Below are 23111 nucleotides of genomic sequence, written 5' to 3'. Positions count from 1 at the left end.
GTCACCTCTCGGGTCGTGGTCGCAGGCGTAGGTGGCGCACCCGATAGTGGCGGCGGAGATCTTCCCGGCCGGATCCCCAGGTTGTGAGGGTGTTGGAGCCGGTCATGCGTCCCGCCCGTCGTAGCCGAGGGTGACGTCGGGCGTGCCATCCGAGTAGCCGATCTTGGTGAGCAGGCCGCAGGCGTAGTCCAGCCACCCAGGCCGAAAAGGCGTCATTCCGTGAAATGCCGACGGGGTGGACCCTGAAGAAGGGGAGCCAGGGCACGGGCACAGCCAAGGGGGAGCCGTCATGTCCGGACCGTCGTACGTTCCCGTCCTGTCGGCGGCGCCGCACGCCATCGCGGCGTACCGGCAGTTGAGTCCGGCTGTTCAGGGATCGGTGGTGCCGCTCTGGAACCTTCCGCCGCGTCATGGGTCGGTACGCGACGTACTCGTCGCACACACACGGCGCGAAGCGCACGCTGTGAGCAGAGTGCAGCGCCATCATCCGGCCTGGATCGATACCCCCTTCGCAGGGGAGGTCCAACTGCGGGTCTTCATGTCCGTGCTGGCCGACCTCGGTGAGCTGAGCGCACTGCGTCCGGTCACCGGGCCCGACCGTCCTGAGTTCCAGCAGACAGCCGCGCTGGAGGCTGCGCGGCGCAGCGGGAGCGGCGTCGGCATACGGGTGGCACTGCCGGGCGAGTGGGACGATCACGCAGCCCACGCTGTTCGCGCCCTGCTCGCCCGCCTGGATCCTGCCGACGAGGCGGATCTGCTCCTCGACCTGGGTGCGGTCTTGGGCGATCGACCCGATGCAGGAAAGGAGGCACTGCGTGCGTTCGATGCGCTGATGCCCCTGACACCCTGGAGAACCGCAGCCCTTCTGAGCGGTGGGTTCCCGTCCGTGACCGCGAAAATGCTGGAGGAAGGATTGCGGGCCGAACCTCGCACGGACTGGCTCGTCTGGCGTGAGCTGACCGCCGCCGCCCGCGGCTACGTCCCGTGGCTCAGCTTCGGCGACTACGGCATCCAGTCCGCCCGGGCCATCGCACGCGAACCGTCGGCGGGCGGGGGCGGCCCCGCCTGGGGCGTGCTTCGCTACACCACCGCCGAGTCGTTCGTCCTCGCCAAAGTGCTTGCGCGAGGCGAGGACCGGACCGCCGTGAACCGGGCGGCGGCCCGCCAGCTGCTTGAACTGCCTGACTTCCGGGGCGCGGTGGCCGGTGCAGGCGAGAGCTGGCTGAGGGACTGCGCGTGCGGCTACGGCACTAAGGGCACCGGCAATGCCTCCGTCTGGCTTCGCGTCGGCAACGTCCAGCACATGACCTACGTCGTGCGGAGCCTGCGGGAATGACGGCGCCCCTCTGCCCCTGTTCGGCTACCCGACGCATCAGCTGAACAGTGGCTCCAACACCGCCTCGCCGGCCAGGATCCGCCATGCCGGGATCCGGACAGTCCGGGTCACCGGCCCGGCCTTCGCCCCGGCACCACCGGACGGAAGCCCGGTCAATAGATCGGCCCGTGCGTGTGTCAGCCGCAGGTGCCGGGCCGGATCCTGGTTGTTGCGGGGGCCAGGATCGATCAGTACGGCGGTATTCGTGCCGTCCACGGTGAACAGCAGATCCACGGTGTGCCCACCGACGACGGCCGCGCGTTCCAGATCGGTGATCCCGCGTTCCCCCAGGTACTCCTGGAGCCGGTCCGCGAGTTCTTCGCGCACGCTGGAGACCCTCTCCGCCCTGACCGCGGTGTCCTGGTCGGCATACGCGTCCGTGCGCAGCACCGCCGACCGCTCGGCGAGCAATGCGGGCAGCCCCGCCTGTTCCTGCCAGAACGCGTGACTGCCCACGGTGATCAGCTGAGACTTTGCCCGGGTGACGGCAACGTTCCACAGATTGACCTGACTCGCCACCCAATGCGCCGTACGCGGAGGGGTGTTGTCGGTTGCTACCGGGCTCAGGACCATGACATCGCGCTGCCCGCCCTGAAAGGCGTGCACGGTTCCCACCCTGACCCGCTCGTTGTCTGGCCAGAAGCGGGCGAGCGCTTCCTTCTGGGCCCGGAAAGGCGTGACAACACCGACCGTCGCATCCGGCGGAAGCCGCAGCAGTAGCTCGTCCACCGTCTCCCGCACCCGCCCCGCCTCCGCCGCGTTGCGCCATGACTGGCCGCTGCCACCCCGCGCCGACTCACCGTGGGGCACGTCCGCCCACCCCAGCACCGGTGCCGGGTCGTTCCTGCCGAACGGATCGGAAGCCGGTACCTGTCTGCGGACGTCAGTGAGGACCTGCAACTGTCCCGCGTAGCAGTAGCCGTTGACGATGTCCGCGATCGCTGGATGGCAGCGGTAGTGCTCGTCGAGCAGCAGCGCTGACTCACCGTGCTGTGCGGCCGCGTGGTACGACGCGTACACGTGGTAGGCGAGCCGGTGGTCCTCCAGCTGTGCGGCGCTGAGCCCGGCCCGCACCCGCGCCTGCCGTTCCTGCTGCGCCGTGATGCCGGGGATGTGTCCGAGTTGCATGGGGTCACCGATGATCAGTGCCCGCTTGGCCCGGAAGAGCAGGGGAAGGACCGCCGGGATCGAGCACTGGCTCGCTTCGTCGATCACCACCAGGTCGAAGAGCTTTGGCGTCAGTTCCAGCTGGCGCACCGAATGCGTGCTGATGGCCCACGCTTTGAGGTGCGTCATCAGGTTGCGCTGGCTCTTCTGGAAGCCTGACCGGCGACGCAGCGCCTGGAGCCGCTGGCCCATGAGCGAGCGTCCTCGGGTCATGGCCTCCGCCGCCACGGTCCGGGCCAGTTCACCCGACACCTCCGACAGCCCGGCGGCCGTCTCCAGCCGTGCCTGCTTCAGCTGTTCCTCGTCCCGGCCGAGGAGCAGGGGCACGCGTTCTCGCAGCGCACGTTCCACGGCCACAGCCTCCGCCAGAGCGAGCAGGAGCTCGGGTGGCGTGGGCCGGGCCGAGGCCCAGGACGGCCACGGGTCGGCCGGCGCCGTACCGGAACCGGCGACGAACGCCGAGAGGGCACGTCCCCTGCGCCATCGGCCGAAGCCGAACCATCGGGCCTGGGCGGCCCCACGGGCCCGCTCCTCCCAGCGGGAGAGCCTGTCGGTCTCGTCGTCGGCCCAGAGCCCTTCGAGCAGTTCTACGGCCAGTCCGAGGGCGTCGGCCTCCTGGGCGCGCTGCCGTAGCAACTCCACCAACGTCATTTCCTCGCCCACCAGCCGCGCCGCCTCCGCCCGGTGTGCGAGCGCTCGCGCGTGCCGGTTGCGAAGGTCACCGGCTACGGTTGCCGTCCCGCGTCCCGGAGGCTCAGCGGAGCGGCTGAGAAGTTGCTCCAGTTTCGCGGCCTCCCGCTCCAGCGCCGCGGCGTTGCCCGTCCGCATCAGCAGGCCGGGCGAGATCGCGTCACAGCGGTCGGCCACCACGTTCACGGCCTCGTTGTTCGTGGAGGCGACCAGCACGGTCTGGCCTGCGGCGACGGCCGTCGCGACCACGGCCGTCACGACCTCGCTCTTGCCGGTACCGGGTGGCCCGGTTGCGACGGTCAGTGGACGGGTCATCGCCGCCCTGATCACGCGCTCCTGGCTCTCGTTGCACGGCCCCGGGGCGACGACGCCCGGCGCTTCACGGTCCACCACCGCCTCGTCGCCGCCCGTGAGGAGCGCGTCCAGCGCGGTGCCGGGCATCTGTGCGGTACGTGTCGACATCTGGAGCAGGTTGTCCACGAGCGCCTCGGTCGCGATCCGTTCCACACCCGAGGGCGCGAGGAGAACCGCGGCGTTATGAGCACCGGGCCGTAGCGAGTCCATCACGGATCGCTCACTGAGCGCCGACAGGTCCAAGGGCTCCAGCTCCGGAACACCGAGTTCCGCCAGAAGCTCGCGCACGGCCCGCACCATCTGCGTGCCGTTGCCCTCCTGCCAGGTCGGCTGCCAGCGGGCCAGGAGGTCCGCAGCGGCCTCATCGTCCAGCAGGTCCGTGATCAGCCCCGTGTGGAGAGAAGGAACCCCGTTCGGGCGGAGCCTGTCACGGCCGTCTTCATCGGGGGCGAGTTCCATCGACTGGATCAGCAACGGCGCGATCCGCACCGCGGCGCGGCGTCGGCCGTCCCCGCCGCGCTCGGGAAGGGTGATCGCCGGATACCCGTACCAGTACTCCTGAAGCCCGGCGCCATTCGCAGATCCGGCCCCTCCACCCTTCGGCCTCGGCAGCTGGGAGGGAGCGGGGAGGCTGGGGCCGAGCCCGGACTGGATCGTCTCGGACCCCTGCCCCAGCAAGAAGTACGCGGAGCCTCGTCCGCTGTCCCGATCGGGCAGCATGCCCGACGCCGCCTGCGCGCTCAAGCAGTGCACGTAGTAACGCAGCAGCCGTTGCCGGTCGACGCCGTCCCGGGCGTCGAGCCCGGCCAGTTCCCGTGCCTTCAGCAGCGCGGGGGAGGTGTTCCGGTCGGCCCGGGTGCTGCCGTCGCCGGGCAAGGCGGGAAGGTTCACCGACCGCGCCACGGAGCGTGCCAGGGGGAGCGAACTCGTGGCCCGAATCGTGGACTTGGTCGGCCGCTGCTCCTGGGGCACTCCGGCGCGCACCATCTGGGTGGTCAGGTACGTGAAGAGGTCGTCGGGTGTGATCCAGCCACTGTCCTTGATCCGCCCCGAACGCAGCCCCTCCACGATCTCACCGGTGAATCGGGAGGTGCCCAGGGAGGACCCGGCCGGGGCCATCGCCGAAGCGGCCTGGAGGGCGTCGGAGGCGGTGATGAAGTACACCCCGGTCGGATGCAGCAGTGTGCTGGGCGCGGGCTGGGTATCCGACTTGGATGCGCCCTTGGCGGTCCAGCCCTGTACGACGGAACCGCTGGAGCAGCAGTCCAGCAGTACCACTTTCGAGGATGCCCGGCAGGACTGGAGCATCCGCTCCAGGAACTCGGCGGGCACCGCCGTTCCCGGCAGGTCGTCCGGATCGGCATCCCGGGTGAGAAAGTACAGCTGGCCGTCCGCCTCGCAGAACTCTCCATGGCCGCTGAAGTAGAGCAGAGCGGTCTCGATGGGCTGCCGCTCCTCCAGGAACGTCTCGATCGCGTGCAGCATCTCGGCGCGGGTCGGCTCGGCGACTATCGCGCAGTCGTTGTACATGCCGATCTCGGTGCTCTCCAGCACCGCCTGCATGTAGTGCAGGTCGGCCCGGACGGGCGGCAGATCGTGGTAGCGGTCACTGTCGTACGTGGATACGCCGATGAGCATGGCGTACCGGTCGTTGTCACTCACTCCGCGGTCGGTCCGTCTCCGTGGAGGTCCTCCGAGCCGTCGGTGAGGAAACGCTGGATCCGCTCGTCGTCGACCCGCGCCTCTTTCCCGGAGATGCGCAGCGTCGCCCCGTCGGGCCGGGTAACGACGATGGTCCGTTGCGGCACGCGTGCCAGCCAGATCTGAACGGCGGCGGCGGCCAAGGAACCGCCGCCGAACACCAGCCCGATCAGGTCGGTGGCCGGGCCGCCCTTGAGACTGTCGTCGGTGCCCGGATCCTGAGGTCGGGGAACATCGAGTGCGGCGTGCGGATCGGTGTCGGTGATCGCCGCGAGCAGCTCCCGCGCTTCGCGCCGGGAGCGCAGCGGGTCCTCGTCGACGATGGAGAGGCGGTAGCCCACCGGCCCCGCGTGGATGGTGCTCACGTTCACTGTGTCCTTTGGTTCCCCATGCGGCGGATACACGGATCCGCAAGGCTATCTGGGGCATAGCGCGGCGCTCCCTGGGTAGCCGAAACCGGCCGGTCAATGGCGTGAAACGCGCAGCTCGGCCCGTGCGGTCCTTCCTGTCCGGATCGGCATCGACTTCTTCGCACACCGGGTCGTGCGATGCGACCCCTTCGAGACCGACACCTGAACGGCAGGTCGCGTGGCGTTCTGCGGGTGGAAGTGGTCTGCCATGGCTCGTGGCAAGTAACTCCCGGAAGGGTTCAAGAAGGACGCGGTCGATTTGGTGCTCTCCTCACCGAAGAGCAAGGAGGTCGACGCGCTGAAAGCACGGGTCAGAGAACTGGCCCGGCTGCTGTCCGAGCGGAATCACGAGCTGACGCATGTGGGCGTCTTGTGGTCGGGACGGCTCAGCTTCCCGGAAACCCGCTTCCGGACGGCTGGTCAGACGACGAGGTGCGGGAGGCTGTCCCGCACGATCGGCTCGCGGGCAAGGGCGGCGATCGTCGACCTCGCGGCTGTGGCCCTGGTCTGCGCGTCGATGCTATGGGCTCACTATCGTTTCGTTCCCGCGCGCATAGGACGCTTGCCCGTTGTCCACGACGGGCGAGGCCGCCCTGCTGCCCGACGAGATGCCATACGCATTACCCGGCTCGCCGGGAAGGATCATGGTCTCTTCCGCCATGCTCGCTTCTCCGACCACGGCGGAGCAGCAGGCACTCCTCGCGCACGAGCGGGCGCATCTGGCGTGCCGACAGCACTGCCTGCTGCTGGCCGCCCAATTGGCCGGCTACGCCAATCCACTTCTGCGGCCTCTCCGCGTGGCCATCTCGTACACCACCGAACGTTGGGCGGACGAGGAGGCTGCCCTCCACACTGGTGACCGGCGGCTTACTGCCCGCGCCGTCGGGAAGGCGGCGCTCGTCTCACACCGGGCCGCCGCCCCGGCCTTCGCCGTGGCCGGGCCCGTCCCGCGACGCGTGGCCGCGTTGCTGGGTCCGGTGCCACCGGAGCGCGGCTGGCCGCCGGCGCTCACTTCGACAGGCGTCGCGGCGTTCGTCGCCGCCTCGGGAACAGCCGTGTCCACCCTCTCGTCGCTGAACGCGGCCTTCGCACTCTTCGTCGTACTCGAAGTGGCGACGCCGCTGTAAGGCGTGAGGCCCGAGTCACAGAACCCGACGGAAAGCCGACATCCGGCGCAGTTGATCGTCGGGTTGAGGGTCTGGATCTCGATCTCGGACGGGTCGTACGGCCCCGTGATCCGCTCATCCGCAATGTCCGGATCCTCGTCGGGCTGCTCCAGCTCGACATCGGTGACATTCTGATCCGGTCAAACGGGTTGAATCGGCCGGGTATTTCGGTCTCTTTCCGTGGTAGCCGCGCCTCAGGGACAATGGCGGCGATGACTGTCACCGCCCCCAGTGCTTCCGCCGGCCCCCTTCCCGAGCCGTCGGGCTTCGGCCCCTTCGCTCATCTCACGGTGCCGAACACCCCGCTCTACCGCCACGTGATGCGGGCGTTCCTGACGGCCAAGGAGCGGTTCGCGGTCCACCTGCGGCCCGAGGACGTGCACACCGCGCTGCCGGCGGATGTCCGTCCCGCCGGGCCGGACGCCGTCGTCGGCACGCTCGACAAGCTCGTCGGCTGGGGCAATCTGCGGGCGGATCCCGATACCGCCCGGGTGACCGCGGTCGAGGACTTCTACCGGAAGCGGTTCATCTACCAGCTCACGAGGGAGGGGGAGGCCGCCGAGGAGGCGCTGTCCGCCTACCGCTCGGACTTCCGGTCCGGGGAGGCCCGGAAGGGCTGTTCCCCGGCGGCGGCCGGCGTGGTCGCCGCGGCCTGGGCCCCGGTGGCGGGCAGGCCGGATATCGCGGCGGCCGCTCCCGCTCCGACGGTTCCGCCGAACGCTCGGCGGGACAGCTTCTGTTCAGGCTTGGGCACAGTTCGCTCCTTTACCGGCTACGACGCTGATGCGGTGCTGGGAAAAGAGTCTGGTCGCGGTGGACAGCGCCGTTTCATTCGACGCCGCCAGGATCTGTGCGTTCTCTGGGAATTCTCGGCCGCCGGTGGCGGCGAATTCACCCGATAGCCGGGCCGATTCGGGACAAGAGCCACCTGGAACTCCCAGGAATTCCCCGGAAGCAGCGATGTGGGGCTGGGAGAGTGCAGCCACGCCGACGGATGACGATGCCCCAGTCGCGGCACGGGCCGCTTCGAGCACGGGCGCTCGCCGGGTTCTTCGTGATCAAGGCGCTGGACGGGTATCTGATGAAGCAGGCCGATTCCCGGCTGGAGATCACCACGCAGATCTGCGCCCGGCTGCCCGCCAGCACCCTGGAACCCCTGCGGGACCAACAGCTCCCCTCGCAGTGGAATCAGTTCAGCAGTCTCGTGGTCCTGTACACGGACGCTCAGGGGGAAGCCCTGAACACGCTCCGCCCGGAGGAGGAACCGCCCGGCGGTGGCCCTGCTCTGCCGGTTCTCGACACCGACGCCGTCGATGCGCGCCGGGGCGAACCGTTCACCGTCGGTTCCCAGGAAGGCTCGGGGCGATGGCGGGCCATCGCGGTGCCTCACCAGGCGCCCAACGGCCCCCCGGGCACCTCCGATCCGCCCAGCAACGTGATCGTGGCGGCCTCTCTCAGCCAGGTGGACGACACCGTGAACGAGATCCGGAGCATCTCCGCCACGGTGGGCAGCGTCCTGGTCTGCCTCCTCACGGCGGTCGGCTGGCTCGCCGTGCGATCGGGACTCCGCCCCCTCACCCGTATCGAGGAGACCGCCACGGCCATCGCCCACGGCGACCTGTCCCGCCGTGTGCCCGCGCCGGCCGGACCGCGCACGGAGACCGGACGGCTCACCGCGTCGCTCAACGGGATGCTCGTCCAGATCGAGACCGCCTTCCAGGCCAGAGAGGAGGCGGAGGCGCGGATGCGTCGCTTCGTGGCCGACGCCAGTCACGAAATGCGCACCCCGCTGGTAGGCATCAAGGGCTACACGGACCTCTACCGCATGGGCGCGCTGCCCACCCGGAAGAACGTCGACGAGACCATGGAACGCATAGCCCGGGAGTCCGAACGTCTGGGCAGACTCGTCCAGGACATGCTGCTGCTCGCGAAACTCGACGAGAGCAACTTCCTGACGCGGTCGGCACCGCGAACCCCCACTCCGTACCCGCTGGACCTGGCTCCCATGGACCTGCGCACCCTCGCCGTCGACGCCCTGCACGACATCCGGGCCATGGCCCCGACCCGGTCCGTCGGTCTGACCGGCCCCGACGGAGGGAAGGCCACCTCGGCCCCGGCCCTCGCGGACGAGGCGCGGTTGCGCCAAGTGGTCAGCAATCTGATCGGCAACGCGCTGAACCACACACCGCCCGACAGTGACATCCGCATTGGCGCGGGTTCCCTCGACGGCCATGCCGTACTGGAGATCGAGGACGGTGGACCGGGCCTGACGCCGGACGAACAGGAGCGGGTCTTCGAGCGCTTCTACCGGTCGGACAACTCACGCAGCCGCGTGGCCGGCGGAGGCTCCGGGCTCGGGCTCGCCATCGTTCACGCACTCGTCACCGCGCACGGCGGTCGCATCGAACTGCGCTCGGCACCGGGCGAAGGATGCCGCTTCAGAGTGCTGCTGCCACAGCTGCGCATCGAGCCCTGACCTCCCCGATGGTGTTCAAGACCGGCCGCCCCTGCGGCTTGTGTCGGTCCCGGCCGCGTTCGGCCCGACGAACGCCGGTCGTGCCGACGCCCCGTGCCCGGTACGGAACGGGACGCGGGGCGTCAGCAGGACTCGTGCCTCAGTGATCGGTGGCGTACGACACGAAGGCGGCCCACTGGCGGGGCCCGAAGGCGAGCTGGGGGCCCTCCGCCTGCTTCGAGTCGCGTACGTGGACTGTGCCCGGGGCGGAAGCGACCTCGACGCAGGCAGCTCCGTCGGGATTGCTGTGGCTGCTCTTGAACCACTCCAGTTCGGTGCCGTCACCGGTCGGGGGCTTCAGGCTCATGTCTCTCCAAGCAGTTTTTCGATGTAGGTCAGCGACTCTCGTGGTGTGAGGGCCTGGGCTCGGATGATTCCATAGCGCAGTTCGAGGATCTGGACCTCCCGGCGATCGGAGATCAGGCGGCTGACCAGCTGGATGTCGGTGTGCCCCACGGTGGTTCCCTCCTTCAGTCGCAGGAGATGGAAGGGGCCGTCAAGCCCGGCGTTGTCCTCACGGTCCAGGGGCAGCACCTGGACCTCCACGTTCCGCATTTGCCCGATCTCCAACAGGCGTTCGAGTTGTCGGCGCAGCACCATTTTGCCTCCGACCGGCCGACGGAGGGCAGCCTCATCCTGCACGAAGTTGAAAGCTGGGATCATCCCCTTTTCGCCGATGATCCGCTGCCGGGCCAACCGGGCAGCGACAAGCCGCTCCACCTCCTCCTCGGCGAACGCGGGCCGTCGTGAGCCGAACACGGCCTTCAGGTACTCCGCCGTCTGCAAGAGCCCGTTGACGACGGAGTTGTCATAGGTGCAGATTTCGACAGCCTTCGCCTCCAGCTTCGCCAGATCCCGCACCTTCTTCGGATACCGGGCCTCCTCCGCGTCCTTCTTCAGCCCGGTGATCAGCCCAGCGGCCTCCAGCACCCTGTCGGCCTTCTCCAGAAACGCCTCACTCGGCGCCCGCCGCCCCCGCTCCACCGAGGACACCTGCTCCTCGCTGTAGCCGATGGCCGTCCCCAACTCGGCCTGGGTGAGTCCCTTCCGCTCGCGGCACGACTTCACGACCCGTCCGATCGTCCGCAGTACGGCCGCCGACTCCTCGTCCTCGGCGTCGTACGGCTCCATCCCGTCGCCGCCCTGCGTTCCCCGCCCCGTCACACCCACGTTCGCGCACCTCCACGTCCGCCACGTCCGTACCCAACTCCTCGTCGGCGCACCGCGTAACGCCACGGCGCCCGGACAGAGCCGGACAGCACCCGGACAGTGACGCTGCGTACCGTCGTCGTTACTGGTCAGGGTAGAGGTGGCCGACCACGCTGAGTGACATGAATCGCGATACTGCCCACTCGCCGGTATTCGGCCCCGGCCCCACGCAACACACCGCTCCAGCCCGCAACTTCGCCATTCTTCTCTCGGCCACCCCGCGCGGCGCCCGCCTCGCCCGCCGCCTCGCGGCCGAGGAACTGCACCGCTGGGGCCGGTCGTACGACACGGAGGCCAACCGGACGGTGAGCCTTCTCGTGGCCGAACTCGCCACGAACGCGATGCGGCACGGACGGGTACGGGGCCGCGACTTCCGCCTGCGGCTCACCCTCCGCCCAGGAGGGGCCGCCGTCCGTATCGAAGTCACGGACGCGCGTCCCGAGCGCCGCCCACCCGCTCCCGGCGCGATCCCGCAGCCGTCCCCCGACCTGGACACCGGCCGGGGCCTCCTCCTCGTCGAAGCCCTGTCCACCCACTGGGGCACCACCGACAACGACCCGTACACCAAGACCGTCTGGTGCGAGGTCGCCCTGACCTGACGCTCACACGGACGCGGTGCGTCGATCACCGGTCGGCTCGCGCCGAAGCGGTCCGGCGCCCCCGCAGGAGGCGCGGACGCCTCGCCGCGTCGTCACAGAGTGTGCGAGGGATCGGTCAGGGACAGGTCCAGGGAAAGGGCCGCGCAGGCCTCGGCGGCCGTTTCGCGGGCAAGGTCCAGGGCCTCCTCCGCGGTGGTTCCGGTCGCGCGCACCTTCACCACGCGATCGTTCGTCGAGGAGAGCGGCCGCACCGGGTCGCCCTTCAGGCACAGGGCGGTGACCTGCACATGGTCGCCGCCGGGCAGCTCCGCTCCGGTGAACGTGGTCGCCTCGCGCGCCGCCCCGAACCACACGGCCTGGTAGGGGCGTCGGGGCGCGTGCGTCTCCAGGGTGGAGCGCACCTCCTCGAACACACTCCGGCCGAGGGCCTGGTCGGGCTGGACCGTGTCCAGGTCCACGCCGGTCGCGGCGTGCACCATGAGCCAGATGTCGTCGCCGCCCACCCGGGCATGCGTCTCGATCGGCACCGGACCGTCCGGGCCGAGGATCACCTCGGTGTGGCTCGGCCCGTACGTCAGGCCCACGGCGTCCAGGACGTCCACGGCGCAGCGGGCGACGGCGGCCGCCTCGTCCCCGGAGAGCGGTGCCGGCATCACATGGCCCAGCTCGACCAGGGTGGCGGGGTCCGAGAACTTGCGGGTGATGGCCAGCACGAGATGCCGGCCGTCCTCCGAGAACGCCTCGACGCTGAACTGCGGCCCGGTCATGAACCGTTCGACCAGTACGTCCTGGCCGTGCCCGGACGCCTCACCGTAGGCGGCGTCGATCTCCTTCTCGTCGCGGACCATGACCGCGCCCGCGCTGCCGGTGCCGGAAACCGGCTTGAAGACGCAGGGGAGCCCGACCCCGAGGACGGCGGCTCGCGCCTCGTCGAGGCCGGCGGCGAGACGGAACGGCACCGGATACAGGCCCCGTTCGTCGAGCGTCCGGCGCATCAGCGCCTTGTCGCCCACCCGCTCCATGGTCGCCGGTGCGTGGAAGGGCACACCGATGGCCGACATCGCCACGGCCGCCTCGTACGCCAGGTGGTCGACGAGGGCCAGCGCATGGGTCAGCGGCACCGCCGCGTGCACGGCCCGCACGGCTTCGGTCCACGCCGCCGCGTCGGCGTCGTCGGCCAGGGCGACCACCGCGTGGGCGTGCTCGACGCCGTCACAGGACGCCAGCCGCGACCTCGGCACGAACAGGGTGATCCGGACACCGTCGCCGAGCGTCTTGAGGGCCCGGTCCGGGATGTCGAAGAGATCACCGAAGACGGCGAGGTGGTGCGAGGTCTTCGCGGGGGGCGCAGTGGCTGCGGACATCATCGGTCTCCCGGCTGGTCTTCGGTGGGGTCGGGGCGGGTGGCGGACGCCGCGGGGACGGCGTCCGTCGGCCGGGCCGTTCGGCGCCGCTGGATCAGCTCGAACAGTTCCCGGCACTCCTCGGCGCCCTCGGCGGCGTAGGGGCCGAGTTTCTGTGCCGCCGACGCGAGAGCGGCGTGGAAGCCGTCGGCCCGGTCCGTGTCGACGAGTGTGTCGAGCCGCTGGAGGGCGGACATCAGTTCCTTGCGGCGGGCGCCGCCCTCCGCGTTGGCGCGCTGGATGTCCCAGTAGATCTCGGGCGGAGCCGCCAGGATGCGACAGGCCAGCGCCACCAGCGTGCGGGCCGGGGGCGGAGCGATCCGCATCAGGGTGGCCGCGTCCACCGGCGCGGCGAGGAGCGCGTCCACGAACGAGAGGATCGCGGCGTGCGGCAGCGCCTGGAGCACGGACATCGCCGCGTCGTGGCCGGCCGGGTCCATGACGCAGACCGTCATGTCACCGGCTTCGAGACGTGCCGACATCCGGCCGGCATGCGGGTCCGTGTCCGTCGCGGAACCGGGGGCGATCACCACCACGGACTGGCCCGCGGAGGGCAGGGCGGGGGAGAACATCGGGTTGACACCGCGCAGTTCCGGGCGGAGCGCCAGCTCCGACGCGGCCTCGAACAACGGCAGTTGGACCGAGCAGGTGGACACGATCACCGCTTCGGGGCGCACCGTCCCGGCAAGCCAGGGCAGGCATGCCGCGGCGATGTCCTCGGGCAGGGCGAGCACCACCTCGTCGGCGGCGGCGACGGCCGCGCGCAGGCCCGCCGAAGGGGTGCGCACATCATCCGCGTGGTCCGTGCCGGTGGCGAGGTCGGCGGTGGTCACCGTGTCCCCGGCGCCGGTCAGATGGGTGCGGTACCAGCGGCCCACCGTGCCGGCCGCGCCCAGCAGCACGATCTGCCGGTGGCCCACCGGGGGGCTGGTGGTCGTTGCGTTCATGCCTCGTCCTCCTGTTGCCAGCCGCGCAGCCCGAAATAGGGCACGCTCGCCTTGACCAGAGTCTCCTCGTACTCCTCGTCGGGGTCGGACTTCGCGGTGATCGCGCCGCCGACGCCGAACCGCGCCGTGCCGTCGCGTACCACCGCCGTACGGATCACGATGTTCAGATCGAGCGCGCCGGAGAACGACAGCCACCCCAGGGCGCCGGAGTAGATGCCGCGCGACGTGCCTTCCAGCTCGTCGATGATCTCCATGGTCCGCTTCTTGGGGGCGCCCGTCATCGAGCCGCCCGGGAAGCAGGCACGTACCGCCGAGAGCGCCGACCCGGTCCGCCGCAGCCGTCCCCGGACGGTGGACACCAGCTGGTGGACCGAGGAGTAGCTCTCGATCGAGAAGGCGTGCGGGACATGCACGCTTCCGGGTACGCACACCGAGTTGAGGTCGTGGCGGACCAGGTCGACGATCATCAGGTTCTCGGCGCGGTCCTTCTCCGAGGACAGCAGATCCTGCCGCAGCGCCTCGTCCTCCTCGGGCGTCGAGCCCCTCGGCCGGGTGCCCTTGATGGGCCGTGACTCCACGATGCGGCTCTCGTCCACGCGCAGGAAGGTCTCGGGCGAGGAGCACAGCACCTCGATGCCGCCGGCGCGCAGATAGGCACCGGCGGGCACCGCGCTGACCGTGCGCATCCGGGTGTACGCGGGCAACCCCTCGGACACGCCGGACAGTTCGGCGTGGTTGGTGAGGCAGATCTCGTAACTCTCACCGTCGGTGATGAGGCGCTGGCTCTCCTTGACCTTCGCGATGTAGGTGCCGCGGTCGTCGCGCAGGTTCAGCAGCCGCTCGGAGACCGGTCCCGGGGTGTACGGGGCGGTGGTCCCGCCCGTGCCGGACACGCTCCTCGCCGTCCGGGGCGGGGCGGCGTCCCGGGACGGCGTGGCGTCGCCGTCCACGGGGACGAGGCGGCAGGCGAGAGCGAGGCCGCGGCGGTGGTCGAAGACGGTGAAGGCACGGGTGTGCAGGAACCACGACTCCGGCTCCGGCGAGGGGTGCCGCTCCTCACCGATGGTGAGCGCCTTCAGCTCGTACCCGAACCACCCCACCAGACCGCCGCGGAACGGCAGCTCCCAGTCCGCGGGCGCGGTGACCTCGACTGCGCCGACGATTTCGTCGAGGAGGGTGAAGACATCGCCGGTGACCTCCTCGGTGCGGCCGGGGCCGTGCAGGGTGAGGCGGCGACCGGCCAGGTCGTAGCCGAGGGCGATATCGCCCGGCTCGCCCCAGGCGCCCATCAGCGAGTACCGGGAGCCCGGGTGGTCGCTGCCCTCGGAGTCGAGCCAGAACGCGTACGGACGATCGGCGTAGTGCTCGCGGAAGAAGTCCTCCGGGGCCTGCGGTGCGGTGATGGCCGCGGACTCCAGGCGCATCCGCAGCGCGCCACCGGCCCTGCGGAACGCCGCCACCGACGACGGCAGTTCCACCGGGGTGCCGGCCGCCCCGCCGACGGCCGCCGTGCCGTCACCGAGGTGGTGGCGGGCGGCGAGCGCGACGAAGTTGGCGAGGACCTCGTGACCGCCGGCCGACTCGATGGACTCGGGATGGAACTGCACCCCCCACACCGGTCTCGTGCGGTGCGCGAGGGCCATGACGAGGCCGTCCCGCGTCCAGGCGGTGCACTCCAGGGTGTCCGGCAGGTCGGTGCTGACCAGCGAGTGGTAGCGCACCACCGGCAGGTCCTGCGGCAGCCCGGCGAACAGTCCGGTGCCCAGGTGCGCGACCGTGTCGACGATGCCGTGCGCGGGCGTGGGCGCGTGGCACGTGCGCGCGCCGAAGAACTCCGCTATGCCCTGATGCCCCAGGCAGACGCCGAGCAGCGGCAGTTCGCAGCGCTCGACGATCTCGCGGCAGACCCCGAAATCGGCCTTTCGTGACGGCCGTCCGGGGCCCGGGGAGAGGACGACGGCGTCGCATTCGCCGAGCGGCAGGGTGTCGTAGGAGACGGTGTTGGGCAGCACGACGGGCTGCACACCGGTCACCTCGTACAGGTACTGGGCGATGTTGAGTGTGAAGGAGTCGAAGTTGTCGATGATCAGGGTCTTCACCGGTCGTCGGCCCCGTTCAGCTCCGCCGGTCCTGGGCGTGGTCATCCCGGTCCTCCTCACTCCAGAAGAACGGCGCCTTGGCACGGGCGGTGATCCGCGGTGCCGTCCCGGCGTCGACGGTGAGGCCCTCGAAGATCGCCGATCCGACGACCTTGCGGATGGTCTGGTGCCGGCCGAGAGCGCTCAGAGCCGCCTCGTCCGTCAGGCCGTGCAGGGCTGTGCCGCGCAGGGTCAGCCGCAGCATTCCCAGCTGTGAGCCGTACTCGACCTGGTAGCGGGCGTCCGGCGGCAGGCCGAGCGCGGTGTCGAACATGGAGCGGGTGACCAGGGTGCCGATCAGATTGGCCGACACGTCGTCGCGGGCTCCGATGCGCAGTACCTGGGCCGTCGAGCCGCAGGGGCATTCGGAGGGCCGCAGGCTGGCACGGTCGCCGACGAGATAGCGCACCAGCGCGGTGCCGCTGTCGCCCAGCACGGTGACCGCGAGCATGCCGGGAACACCGTCCGGCAGCCGCCGGCCGTCGTCGTCCACGACCTCGGCGATCACCAGGTCCTCGTGCACATGGTGGTCGGTGCCGGTGAGATGGCCGCACTGGAACCCGATGGGCCCGGTCTCGGTGGTGCTGTACGCGAAGGAGCGCACGGCGCAGCCGGCCGCGGCGAGCGCCTCGGCGGCCGGGGAGGCCATGCGCTCCCCCAGGTAGTACAGCGTGCGCAACTTGTGCATCTGAGCCGGGATCTCGGTCAGCAGCCGCTCGATGTACCCCGGCAGACCGACCATCGCACCGACATCGAGATCGGTGATCAGCTCGGCGAGATGGTGCGCGGGCATGGAGGTCCCGGCCGGGAGCACCGCCGCGCCCCGGCGGGAGAGCACCGCGTCCGCGAAGCCGAAGCCCCCGAACAGGTCACCCGGAGCGAGCGAGTTGAGGACGAACGGGTTGGTGCCCAGCCCGTCGAGGCACAGCCCGCGCGCGCCGATGGCCTCGACCCGCTCATTGAACGGGCGGTCGTGCAGCAGGGTCCGCACCCGGCCCGAGGAGCCGCTGGAACGCAGCACCAGGCGGATGTCCCCCTCGGTGATGCGGTTCGGCGTGCCGGGATCCGCACTCCACTCCGCGAGCCGGTCACGGCTGGTCAGAGGGACCTGCGGCAGTCCTTCGGGAGTCAGGGAGCCCTCGTACGGATGCAGTGCCGTACAGGTGCCGGAGCGGCGCACCGCTTCGCGCATGAGCGCCAGGTTCTCCGCCTGGACGGTCAGCAGCTCCGAGCGTGGCAGGGTGAGATCCGCGAGCAGCTTCACTGTTCCTCCATCCGTAGGGTGATGGCCCGGCAGGCCCGCTCGGCCGCCGCGGCGGCAGCGGCGGTGTCGCGGCCCACGGCGACGACCTCGCCGAGCCGCTCCCAACTCGCCGTCGCCGGACGCACCGTGTCGCCGGGGCCCGTCCAGATCCGCACGCTGTGCACGCCCGGCAGCGCGACGGCCTCCGCCATGCCGTCGACCGAGGCGACGCGGCCGGCCCGGTCCGCCAGCAGATACCGCTTGACGGCCGCGGCGCCGAGCGGCGGCACGGCGGGCGGCAGCGGCAGGCCGCAGGCGTGGGCGAGCATGTCGGCCTCCACGTCGCGCCCGGTCACCAGGGCGAGGAGGGCGGGGATCTCGTCGCCGCCGGTACGGGCGTGCGACTCGACGAGGTGGATGCCCTCGTCGCCGACGATGACCTCGGTGTGGGCCGGCCCCTCGCGCAGTCCGACATGGTCGAGGAAGGCGACGACCCGGTCGACGACGGCCCGGTGCCGTTCCGCGTCGAGTTCCGCCGGGACGAGGTGGCCGGTCTCGACGAACGAGCCGCCGACCAGCTTGCGTACCACCGCCCGCACCTCGTGGTCGCCGCCGACGCTGAACGTCTCGACGCTGAACTCCTCCCCGGAGGCGAAGGGTTCGACGAGGTAGCCGGTCACCGGCAGCACCTCGTGGTAGTGGTGGTCGTTGCGCAGGGTGTCCCGCACCCGCTGCCACGCCTCGTCGAGTCCGTCCGGGCCGTCCACCTTGAGCACACCCAGGCTGGCGGATCCGTCGACCGGCTTGAGGATCAGCGGCCACCCGGCGGTCTCCGCGACCCGGAGCGCGTCCTCGGGGCCGTCCAGCCGCGCCCAAGGGGAGTGCAGCGAGGGGTCCTTGTCGAGCACCTCGTGGGTCCTGGCCTTGTCGTGCAGCAGCGCGGCGACCCCGGTGCCGGGTGCGGTCAGCCCCAGATCGAGGGCGACCGCTTCGGCGGCCGTGCACGCGGGTTCGTGATTGCTGCACACCCCGGCGAAGCCGAACTCCTCGTGCAGTGTGCGGGCGACGGCCAGGACGCCGGGCACATCGAGCAGGTCGACACGGAGCGAGCGCAGGCACAGCGGATCCAGCGAGGGGTCGGTCATGGTGGGCGCCTGGAGGTGCACCACATCGAGGCCGAGACCCAGGGCCTTGTCGACGACCCGGCGGCTGCCGCTGAGCAGCAGGAGCACGGGACGGGGCGCGGGTGGTGTCACAGAACGTTCTCCCTCGTCAGCGTCGAGCGTCGGGCCAGGGCGACGCAGTACGGCATGGCCAGGGCCGCGACAAGGAAGACGGCACCGAGCACCAGCCACCCCCAGGAGCCGTGGTACAGCAGGAGCCAGGTCAGGGCGAGCGGACCGACCGCCTCGGCGATGGTGGAGCCCATGCCGAAGAAGCCCTGGTACTCGCCGTATCTGCCGTCAGGCACGAGCCGGAAGCTGATCTCGTTCATGCTGGAGGTCTGCCGCATCTCCCCGAAGGTCAGGACCGAGACCGCCAGCACGAGCAGCCCGGCCGCCCCCCACGGCGAGGAGGGCAGCCCGGACAGGGAGTACAGCGCCATTCCCGCGAACAGCAGCAGCCCGCCGATGCGCAGGCTGCGCAGGCCGGCGTCGATGCTGGTCACGGTCTTCGACACCCGGTACTGCAGGAGCACCACCAGAGCCGTGTTGATGACGAAGACGGCGGCGATGCTCCAGTCGGGAGCCTGTGTCTTCTGGACGATCCACAGGGGCAGCGCCACGTCGATCAACGGCGCGTGGAGCGTCAGGAGCAGATTGACGACGCTGACGGCGACATAGCCGCGGTCGCGGAACACCTGCATCGGCGAACCCTTGACCGCAGCGGCCGGCTTCTCGCCCGCCGGGGAGCCGGGCATGGCGCGCAGCGTCGCCGGGACCTTGAGCAGCAGCACCGCGGCGAGGAAGAACGTCGCCGCGTCCAGTGCGAACGCCAGCCGGTAGGCGGTGCCGGTGTCCACGGAGATGACGAGGGCGCCCAGCATCGCGCCCACGGCCAGACCCGCGTTGGCGGTCGAGATCAGCACCGCCCGCACCCTGGTGACCTGCTCGGCGGGGAAGGAGCGGGCCACCAGGGCGGAGCGGGCGGACTGGGTGCCCTGGGTGGAGACCGCCAGCAGACAGGCCCCCACGAAGAACAGCGGCACGCTCGACGTCACCAGGTACAGGCAGACCGACAGACCGGCGACGCCGAGCAGGGTGGTGGCCACGGTCCGGGACTCGAACCGGTCGGCGAGATGCCCGACGGGCACGCTGAGCACCATGGCCAGCAGCCAGGACGCGGTGAGCGCGGCCCCGTACGTGACCGCGTCCAGTCCGACCACCCGGGTGAAGTACAGCGCCGCGCAGACATAGAACAGACCGTCGCCGAGATGGGTGACGAAGTGCGACACGGCGAAGGGACGCACCAGCGGTCCCAGCCCCGGGCGGTCCGGTCCGGGTCGCTCCGCCGCGGCCGGCGGAGTGGATTGCTCAGTCACGGCCGTCGAGCTCCTGACCGTCGCTGTAGTGTCCGCTCTCCTCAAGGGTGTCCGCGAGCAGGGCCAGGTCCTCCTCGCTGTGCAGGGCGGAGAGCGCGAAGCGCAGCAGGGACTGGCCCTGCGCCACCGTGGGGTAGAACGCGGGGAGCATGATCACGCCACGCTCCTTGAGGCGCCGTACGGCGCGCAGCCCCTCCTCCTCGGTGCCGAACACGGCGCCGCGCACCGGCGTGCGGAGCCCCGTGTTGGACAGCTTGCCGCCGGTCAGTTCGTCGAGCCGGGCGGCGTTCGCCCACAGCGCCGCCTGGAGCTCGGTGATCTCGGGGGAGAGGTGGATGCGGGCCGCCGCCACGTTGGCCGCCATCATCGGCACCATCACCGAGTGGCCGAAGACCAGCGGATTGGCGAGCTTCCTGACGACGGCGACATCCTCGCCGGACGCGGCGAGGAGGAACCCGCCCGAACCGCCGAAACCCTTGGACAGCGAACCGGCCAGGACGACGTTGTGGGGGAGCTTGCCGCCCAGTGCGTCGAAGGCGTAACCGCAGCCGGACGCACCGTCGATGGAGATCCCGTGGGCGTCGTCGACGTAGAGGTATCCGCCGGCGGACGCCGCCCGCTGCGCCAGCTCGTGCACGGCGATGAGGCCGTTCATCGAACCGACCCCGTCCACCAGGAACACGGGGGTGCGGCCCGCCTCCGTCGCCCGTTGCAGCGACTCGTCCACCGAGGAGGGGTCGTCCGAGCGGAACCGGTCGACCGGGCCGAACTGCGCGAAGATTCCCCGCAGTACCTGCATCGAGGCATGGGCGGTGCGGTCCACGAACAGATGCGGTCCGTCCGGCACCGGGTAGCTGGGCAGCGACCCGGAGGCCAGCAGCGGCAGCACCCCGAGATGGACGTTGCTGGTGGAGGTGAACACGCAGGGCTGGGTGCCCGGGTAGATGCGCGCCAGCAGTTCCTCCAGCTCGGGGAGGTAGGAGGGCCGCATCCGGTTGCGCGAGGACGACAGGTGCACACCGAAGCGGCCGACCGCCTCGACCACGGCCTGCGACAGCGCGGGGTGCGACTCAAGCCCGAGGTAGGAGCACGACACGAACTCCGTGGCCGTCGTGCCGTCCTGGAGGGTGACCCGCTTGCGGTCGCGGGTGACCACGGTGTGCCCGGTCAGCCCCTCGGCGAAGCACTGGTCCAGGGCGGAGGACGTGCGGTCCCTGCGCGTGGTCAGCCAGTTCTGTGGTGTCCGGTCCGAGCTCACCTGGTACCTCCCCGGTCGGTGCGGCGGGCGACGGTGATCCGCGGCTCGTCGGCGGTGTCGACGAAGGTGGTGATCTCCTCGAAGGAGTCACCGTGCAGGAGCGCGCGCACCTGCTCGGGCTGTGCCCGGTCGTGCTCCAGTGCCAGACGCCCGCCCGGACGCAGTGCCGCGGCGGCGAGGACCACGATCAGGCGGATCAGGTCCAGTCCGTCGGCACCGCTGTAGACGGCAGCCCGGGGCTGGTGCTCGGACCATTCGGGCAGCAGCCGCACATCGGGGGAGACGTACGGCGGGTTCGCCATGACGAGGTCGGTCGCACCGAGGTACGCGTCCAGGCAGCCCGGCTCGGTGAGGTCGGCGGCGTGCACCGAGACCCCGCCCAGCACGGCCTCGTTCCGCGCGACGTTCCGGTTCAGGTACTGCAGACAGGTGTCGTCGCGCTCCACGCACGTCACCGCCGCGTCGGGCCGGCGCCGCGACAGGGCGAGGCCGAGCGCCCCGACGCCGGAGCACAGGTCGAGCGCGGTGCCTTCGTACGGCAGGGTCTTCTCGTCGGCCGCCCACGCCACCAGTGCGGTGCTCTCGTGCCGCGGCACGAACACACCGCTGCCGACGAGGAGTTCCAGCCCGTCGAACGGGGCCGAACCGATGATGTGGCCGAGCGGGATGCGGCGGCAGCGCTCCGCCACGGCGGCCTCGAAACGGTCCACCGCCGCGGGTGTCACCGCGGCGAGGAAGCGCTCCTGCAATGCGTCCAGGTCGCCCTCGACGTCCCACACGCCCGCCTCGGTCAGGCGGGTGCGGGCCGTCTCGCGGGCGGACCGCAACTGGTCCGCCGTCATCATGACCACTCGCCGTAGTAGCGCGTCAGGGACTCGCGGATGCCGTCGGTCATGGCGGCGACCAGCTCGGCGGGGGGAGTGAACGACGGGTGCAGCTCCTCCACCAGGGCCGCGTAGAAGCGGCGCAGGTGCCGCTCGATGCGCGGCGGCCACTCGGGCGCGACGTTCCACCGGTACTCGTAGCCGGTGGCCATCATGTGCTCGACCGTCGTCGTCACGACCTGCTCACGTGTCCCGCCGGCCAGCGGGGCGCGTACCGGGGAGAAGGACGACAGGAAGTCGTACTCGCTGGTGCCGCCCTCGATGAGCGTGGCGATGTGCCGGGCCAGCAGCGGCGACTGGTGCAGTCCGTCGCGGTAGGTGCCGGTGGCCAGCCACAGTCCCTCGGCCCCGGCCGCGCCGATCAGGGGGAAGCCGTCGGCGGGTACCGGACGGTTGCCGACCTGTACGGACATCAGCGAGGACTCGGAGAGGTCGGTGTGCAGCTGGTCCACGGCACAGCCGAGCAGGAACTGGAGGTCTCCCACGGCGGCGAAGCGGCGCGGCTGCTCGGAGATGATGTTGGTGGCCCCGAGGTAGAGCACCCCGTCGGCGCGCGGCACCGCGTGCAGGCCGCAGGCGAAGGCCCGGTTGGGGGTGCGCACCACGGACGAGGGCAGCGCGCGGTCCGCGGTCTCCACCAGCGCGGAGACGCCGTACCCGCTGACCATGGGAGGCATCTGGGCGCGTGCCCCGGCCACCTCGTCCAGCAGGGTGAGGGACTTGGCACCGGCGGCCACGACGACGTGGTCGGCGGACAGCACCTCGCCGCCCACCAGCTCGACACCGGTCGCACGGCCGCCCGTCACCCGGACGCCCACCGCCTCGGCGTCGACGATCTTGCCGCCCGCCTTCACCAGCGCCTGGTCGAGCTTGACCAGCAACCGGTGGGAGTCCACGGCGCGTTCACCCGGAATGAACAGGCCGCGCAGCGAACGGCAGAGGTCGTTCGGCGACAGCCAGTCCAGGTCCTCGGGGTCGACGGTCTCGTACGGCTCCTCGTACTCCCCCAGCGTCGCCTCGATGGCGTGGAAGTTGCCGGAGTCGACGGGGGCCGATCCCATCGTGTTGAGCAGGACGAACGTGCCGTCGGCGCTGAAGAGGGTGCGGGAGTCGCCCGAGTCCTGGCTGAGCCGCTCGTCCCACTCGGTCCAGTAGCGACGGGCCCGGTGGTCCATGTCGAGCTTGGCCCGCCCGTGGTCACTGGCCAGCAGCGAGGTGGTGACCTCGCCGAAGCAGCCGAGCATCGCGCCGGCGGCGAGGGAGGCGGCGTACGGGCGGTTCTCCCGGCCCACGCGTGTGACTTGGAATCCGCGGCTGCTCAGTTCGTAGGCGATCGAGGCGCCGACCGCCCCGTTGCCGACGACGACGGCGGTCTGCTGTGGCCCTGCGTGCATGATTCTCCTCGTGACTTCGGGCAGGGCGTGGCGCCGCTCGGGCGCGTGCTCCAACCGTGAGAAAGGGACGTATGCGGGAGGTCGTGGTGCCTGGAACGGTCACATAGGGCGGGCTG

At 70.7% G+C, this 23111-nt stretch carries 17 protein-coding genes and 1 pseudogene; 5 read left to right on the top strand and 13 right to left on the bottom strand.

From position 1 onward, the window contains the following. Positions 1–289: 289 nt before the first annotated feature. Positions 290–1336 (top strand): beta family protein, encoded by a 1047-nt coding sequence (locus ACFVH0_RS12865; protein WP_385819595.1) that lies wholly within the window; start codon positions 290–292, stop codon positions 1334–1336. Between the two features lie 36 nt (positions 1337–1372). On the opposite strand, the gene ACFVH0_RS12860 is transcribed toward ACFVH0_RS12865, so the two are convergent. Both ACFVH0_RS12860 and ACFVH0_RS12855 read right to left on the bottom strand, forming a co-directional pair. Then, entirely contained in the window at positions 1373–5248 is a 3876-nt protein-coding gene (locus ACFVH0_RS12860; RefSeq protein WP_385819594.1) for an AAA domain-containing protein, read from the bottom strand. Further along, on the bottom strand, positions 5245–5652 hold the full coding sequence (locus ACFVH0_RS12855; RefSeq protein WP_385819593.1) for a hypothetical protein: 408 nt from the start codon (positions 5650–5652) through the stop codon (positions 5245–5247). The genes ACFVH0_RS12860 and ACFVH0_RS12855 overlap by 4 nt, the downstream gene beginning before the upstream one ends. Positions 5653–6066: 414 nt before the next feature. Here ACFVH0_RS12855 and ACFVH0_RS12850 point away from each other — a divergent pair. From ACFVH0_RS12850 to ACFVH0_RS12840, 3 genes and pseudogenes are all read left to right on the top strand, one after another. Further along, positions 6067–6824 (top strand): annotated as a pseudogene (locus tag ACFVH0_RS12850) (M56 family peptidase); the annotation flags it as partial. Positions 6825–7075: 251 nt separating this feature from the next. Next, the gene (locus tag ACFVH0_RS12845) at positions 7076–7765 is read left to right on the top strand and encodes a DUF2397 family protein (protein ID WP_385819592.1); all 690 of its coding nucleotides are present in this window, start codon (positions 7076–7078) and stop codon (positions 7763–7765) included. 98 nt (positions 7766–7863) lie between these two features. After that, positions 7864–9339 carry a sensor histidine kinase gene (locus ACFVH0_RS12840; protein ID WP_385819591.1) on the top strand — a complete coding sequence of 492 codons (1476 nt, stop codon included), beginning with the start codon at positions 7864–7866 and terminating at the stop codon, positions 9337–9339. Between the two features lie 139 nt (positions 9340–9478). On the opposite strand, the gene ACFVH0_RS12835 is transcribed toward ACFVH0_RS12840, so the two are convergent. Further along, the gene (locus tag ACFVH0_RS12835; RefSeq protein WP_385819590.1) at positions 9479–9685 is read right to left on the bottom strand and encodes a DUF397 domain-containing protein; all 207 of its coding nucleotides are present in this window, start codon (positions 9683–9685) and stop codon (positions 9479–9481) included. Continuing rightward, positions 9682–10509, bottom strand: a complete 828-nt coding sequence (locus ACFVH0_RS12830) for a Scr1 family TA system antitoxin-like transcriptional regulator (RefSeq protein WP_385819616.1) — start codon at positions 10507–10509, stop codon at positions 9682–9684. The genes ACFVH0_RS12835 and ACFVH0_RS12830 overlap by 4 nt, the downstream gene beginning before the upstream one ends. A 200-nt stretch (positions 10510–10709) precedes the next feature. On the opposite strand from ACFVH0_RS12830, the gene ACFVH0_RS12825 reads away from it, so the two are divergent. Further along, a complete protein-coding gene (locus tag ACFVH0_RS12825; RefSeq protein WP_385819589.1) occupies positions 10710–11186 on the top strand; it encodes an ATP-binding protein in 477 nt (158 codons plus the stop codon). 92 nt (positions 11187–11278) lie between these two features. On the opposite strand, the gene ACFVH0_RS12820 is transcribed toward ACFVH0_RS12825, so the two are convergent. The 9 genes from ACFVH0_RS12820 to ACFVH0_RS12780 are packed head-to-tail and all read right to left on the bottom strand — an operon-like array spanning position 11279 to position 22995. Further along, positions 11279–12550, bottom strand: coding sequence for an ATP-grasp domain-containing protein (locus tag ACFVH0_RS12820; RefSeq protein ID WP_385819588.1), 1272 nt, complete (start codon positions 12548–12550; stop codon positions 11279–11281). Further along, entirely contained in the window at positions 12550–13536 is a 987-nt protein-coding gene (locus tag ACFVH0_RS12815; RefSeq protein ID WP_385819587.1) for a prephenate dehydrogenase dimerization domain-containing protein, read from the bottom strand. Before ACFVH0_RS12815 ends, ACFVH0_RS12820 begins: the two co-directional genes overlap by 1 nt. Then, positions 13533–15680, bottom strand: coding sequence for an aminodeoxychorismate synthase component I (gene pabB / locus ACFVH0_RS12810; protein ID WP_385819586.1), 2148 nt, complete (start codon positions 15678–15680; stop codon positions 13533–13535). Before pabB ends, ACFVH0_RS12815 begins: the two co-directional genes overlap by 4 nt. After that, entirely contained in the window at positions 15652–16938 is a 1287-nt protein-coding gene (locus ACFVH0_RS12805) for a phenylacetate--CoA ligase family protein (RefSeq protein ID WP_385819585.1), read from the bottom strand. The genes pabB and ACFVH0_RS12805 overlap by 29 nt, the downstream gene beginning before the upstream one ends. After that, positions 16935–18173 (bottom strand): ATP-grasp domain-containing protein, encoded by a 1239-nt coding sequence (locus ACFVH0_RS12800; protein ID WP_385819584.1) that lies wholly within the window; start codon positions 18171–18173, stop codon positions 16935–16937. The genes ACFVH0_RS12805 and ACFVH0_RS12800 overlap by 4 nt, the downstream gene beginning before the upstream one ends. Next, positions 18170–19459 (bottom strand): MFS transporter, encoded by a 1290-nt coding sequence (locus ACFVH0_RS12795; RefSeq protein ID WP_385819583.1) that lies wholly within the window; start codon positions 19457–19459, stop codon positions 18170–18172. The genes ACFVH0_RS12800 and ACFVH0_RS12795 overlap by 4 nt, the downstream gene beginning before the upstream one ends. Then, the gene (locus ACFVH0_RS12790; protein ID WP_385819582.1) at positions 19452–20717 is read right to left on the bottom strand and encodes an aminotransferase class I/II-fold pyridoxal phosphate-dependent enzyme; all 1266 of its coding nucleotides are present in this window, start codon (positions 20715–20717) and stop codon (positions 19452–19454) included. Before ACFVH0_RS12790 ends, ACFVH0_RS12795 begins: the two co-directional genes overlap by 8 nt. Then, positions 20714–21562 carry a N5-glutamine methyltransferase family protein gene (locus tag ACFVH0_RS12785; RefSeq protein ID WP_385819581.1) on the bottom strand — a complete coding sequence of 283 codons (849 nt, stop codon included), beginning with the start codon at positions 21560–21562 and terminating at the stop codon, positions 20714–20716. Before ACFVH0_RS12785 ends, ACFVH0_RS12790 begins: the two co-directional genes overlap by 4 nt. Beyond that, a complete protein-coding gene (locus ACFVH0_RS12780; protein ID WP_385819580.1) occupies positions 21559–22995 on the bottom strand; it encodes an NAD(P)/FAD-dependent oxidoreductase in 1437 nt (478 codons plus the stop codon). The genes ACFVH0_RS12785 and ACFVH0_RS12780 overlap by 4 nt, the downstream gene beginning before the upstream one ends. Between the last annotated feature and the right edge of the window lie 116 nt (positions 22996–23111).

Source organism: Streptomyces sp. NPDC127117 (assembly GCF_042677325.1).
In the GTDB taxonomy this organism is placed as follows: Bacteria; Actinomycetota; Actinomycetes; order Streptomycetales; family Streptomycetaceae; genus Streptomyces.
The sequence above is the reverse complement of the archived record's forward strand: the minus strand, read 5'-3'. Positions and strand labels throughout refer to the sequence as shown.

Coding starts and splice junctions, on each gene's coding strand:
- ACFVH0_RS12835 (WP_385819590.1), bottom strand. CDS start 9,685: ATGAGCCTGAAGCCCCCGACCGGTGACGGCACCGAACTGGAGTGGTTC.
- ACFVH0_RS12815 (WP_385819587.1), bottom strand. CDS start 13,536: ATGAACGCAACGACCACCAGCCCCCCGGTGGGCCACCGGCAGATCGTG.
- ACFVH0_RS12785 (WP_385819581.1), bottom strand. CDS start 21,562: ATGATGACGGCGGACCAGTTGCGGTCCGCCCGCGAGACGGCCCGCACC.
- pabB (WP_385819586.1), bottom strand. CDS start 15,680: ATGACCACGCCCAGGACCGGCGGAGCTGAACGGGGCCGACGACCGGTG.
- ACFVH0_RS12780 (WP_385819580.1), bottom strand. CDS start 22,995: ATGCACGCAGGGCCACAGCAGACCGCCGTCGTCGTCGGCAACGGGGCG.
- ACFVH0_RS12825 (WP_385819589.1), top strand. CDS start 10,710: ATGAATCGCGATACTGCCCACTCGCCGGTATTCGGCCCCGGCCCCACG.
- ACFVH0_RS12840 (WP_385819591.1), top strand. CDS start 7,864: ATGCCCCAGTCGCGGCACGGGCCGCTTCGAGCACGGGCGCTCGCCGGG.
- ACFVH0_RS12845 (WP_385819592.1), top strand. CDS start 7,076: ATGACTGTCACCGCCCCCAGTGCTTCCGCCGGCCCCCTTCCCGAGCCG.
- ACFVH0_RS12830 (WP_385819616.1), bottom strand. CDS start 10,509: ATGGAGCCGTACGACGCCGAGGACGAGGAGTCGGCGGCCGTACTGCGG.
- ACFVH0_RS12865 (WP_385819595.1), top strand. CDS start 290: ATGTCCGGACCGTCGTACGTTCCCGTCCTGTCGGCGGCGCCGCACGCC.
- ACFVH0_RS12820 (WP_385819588.1), bottom strand. CDS start 12,550: ATGTCCGCAGCCACTGCGCCCCCCGCGAAGACCTCGCACCACCTCGCC.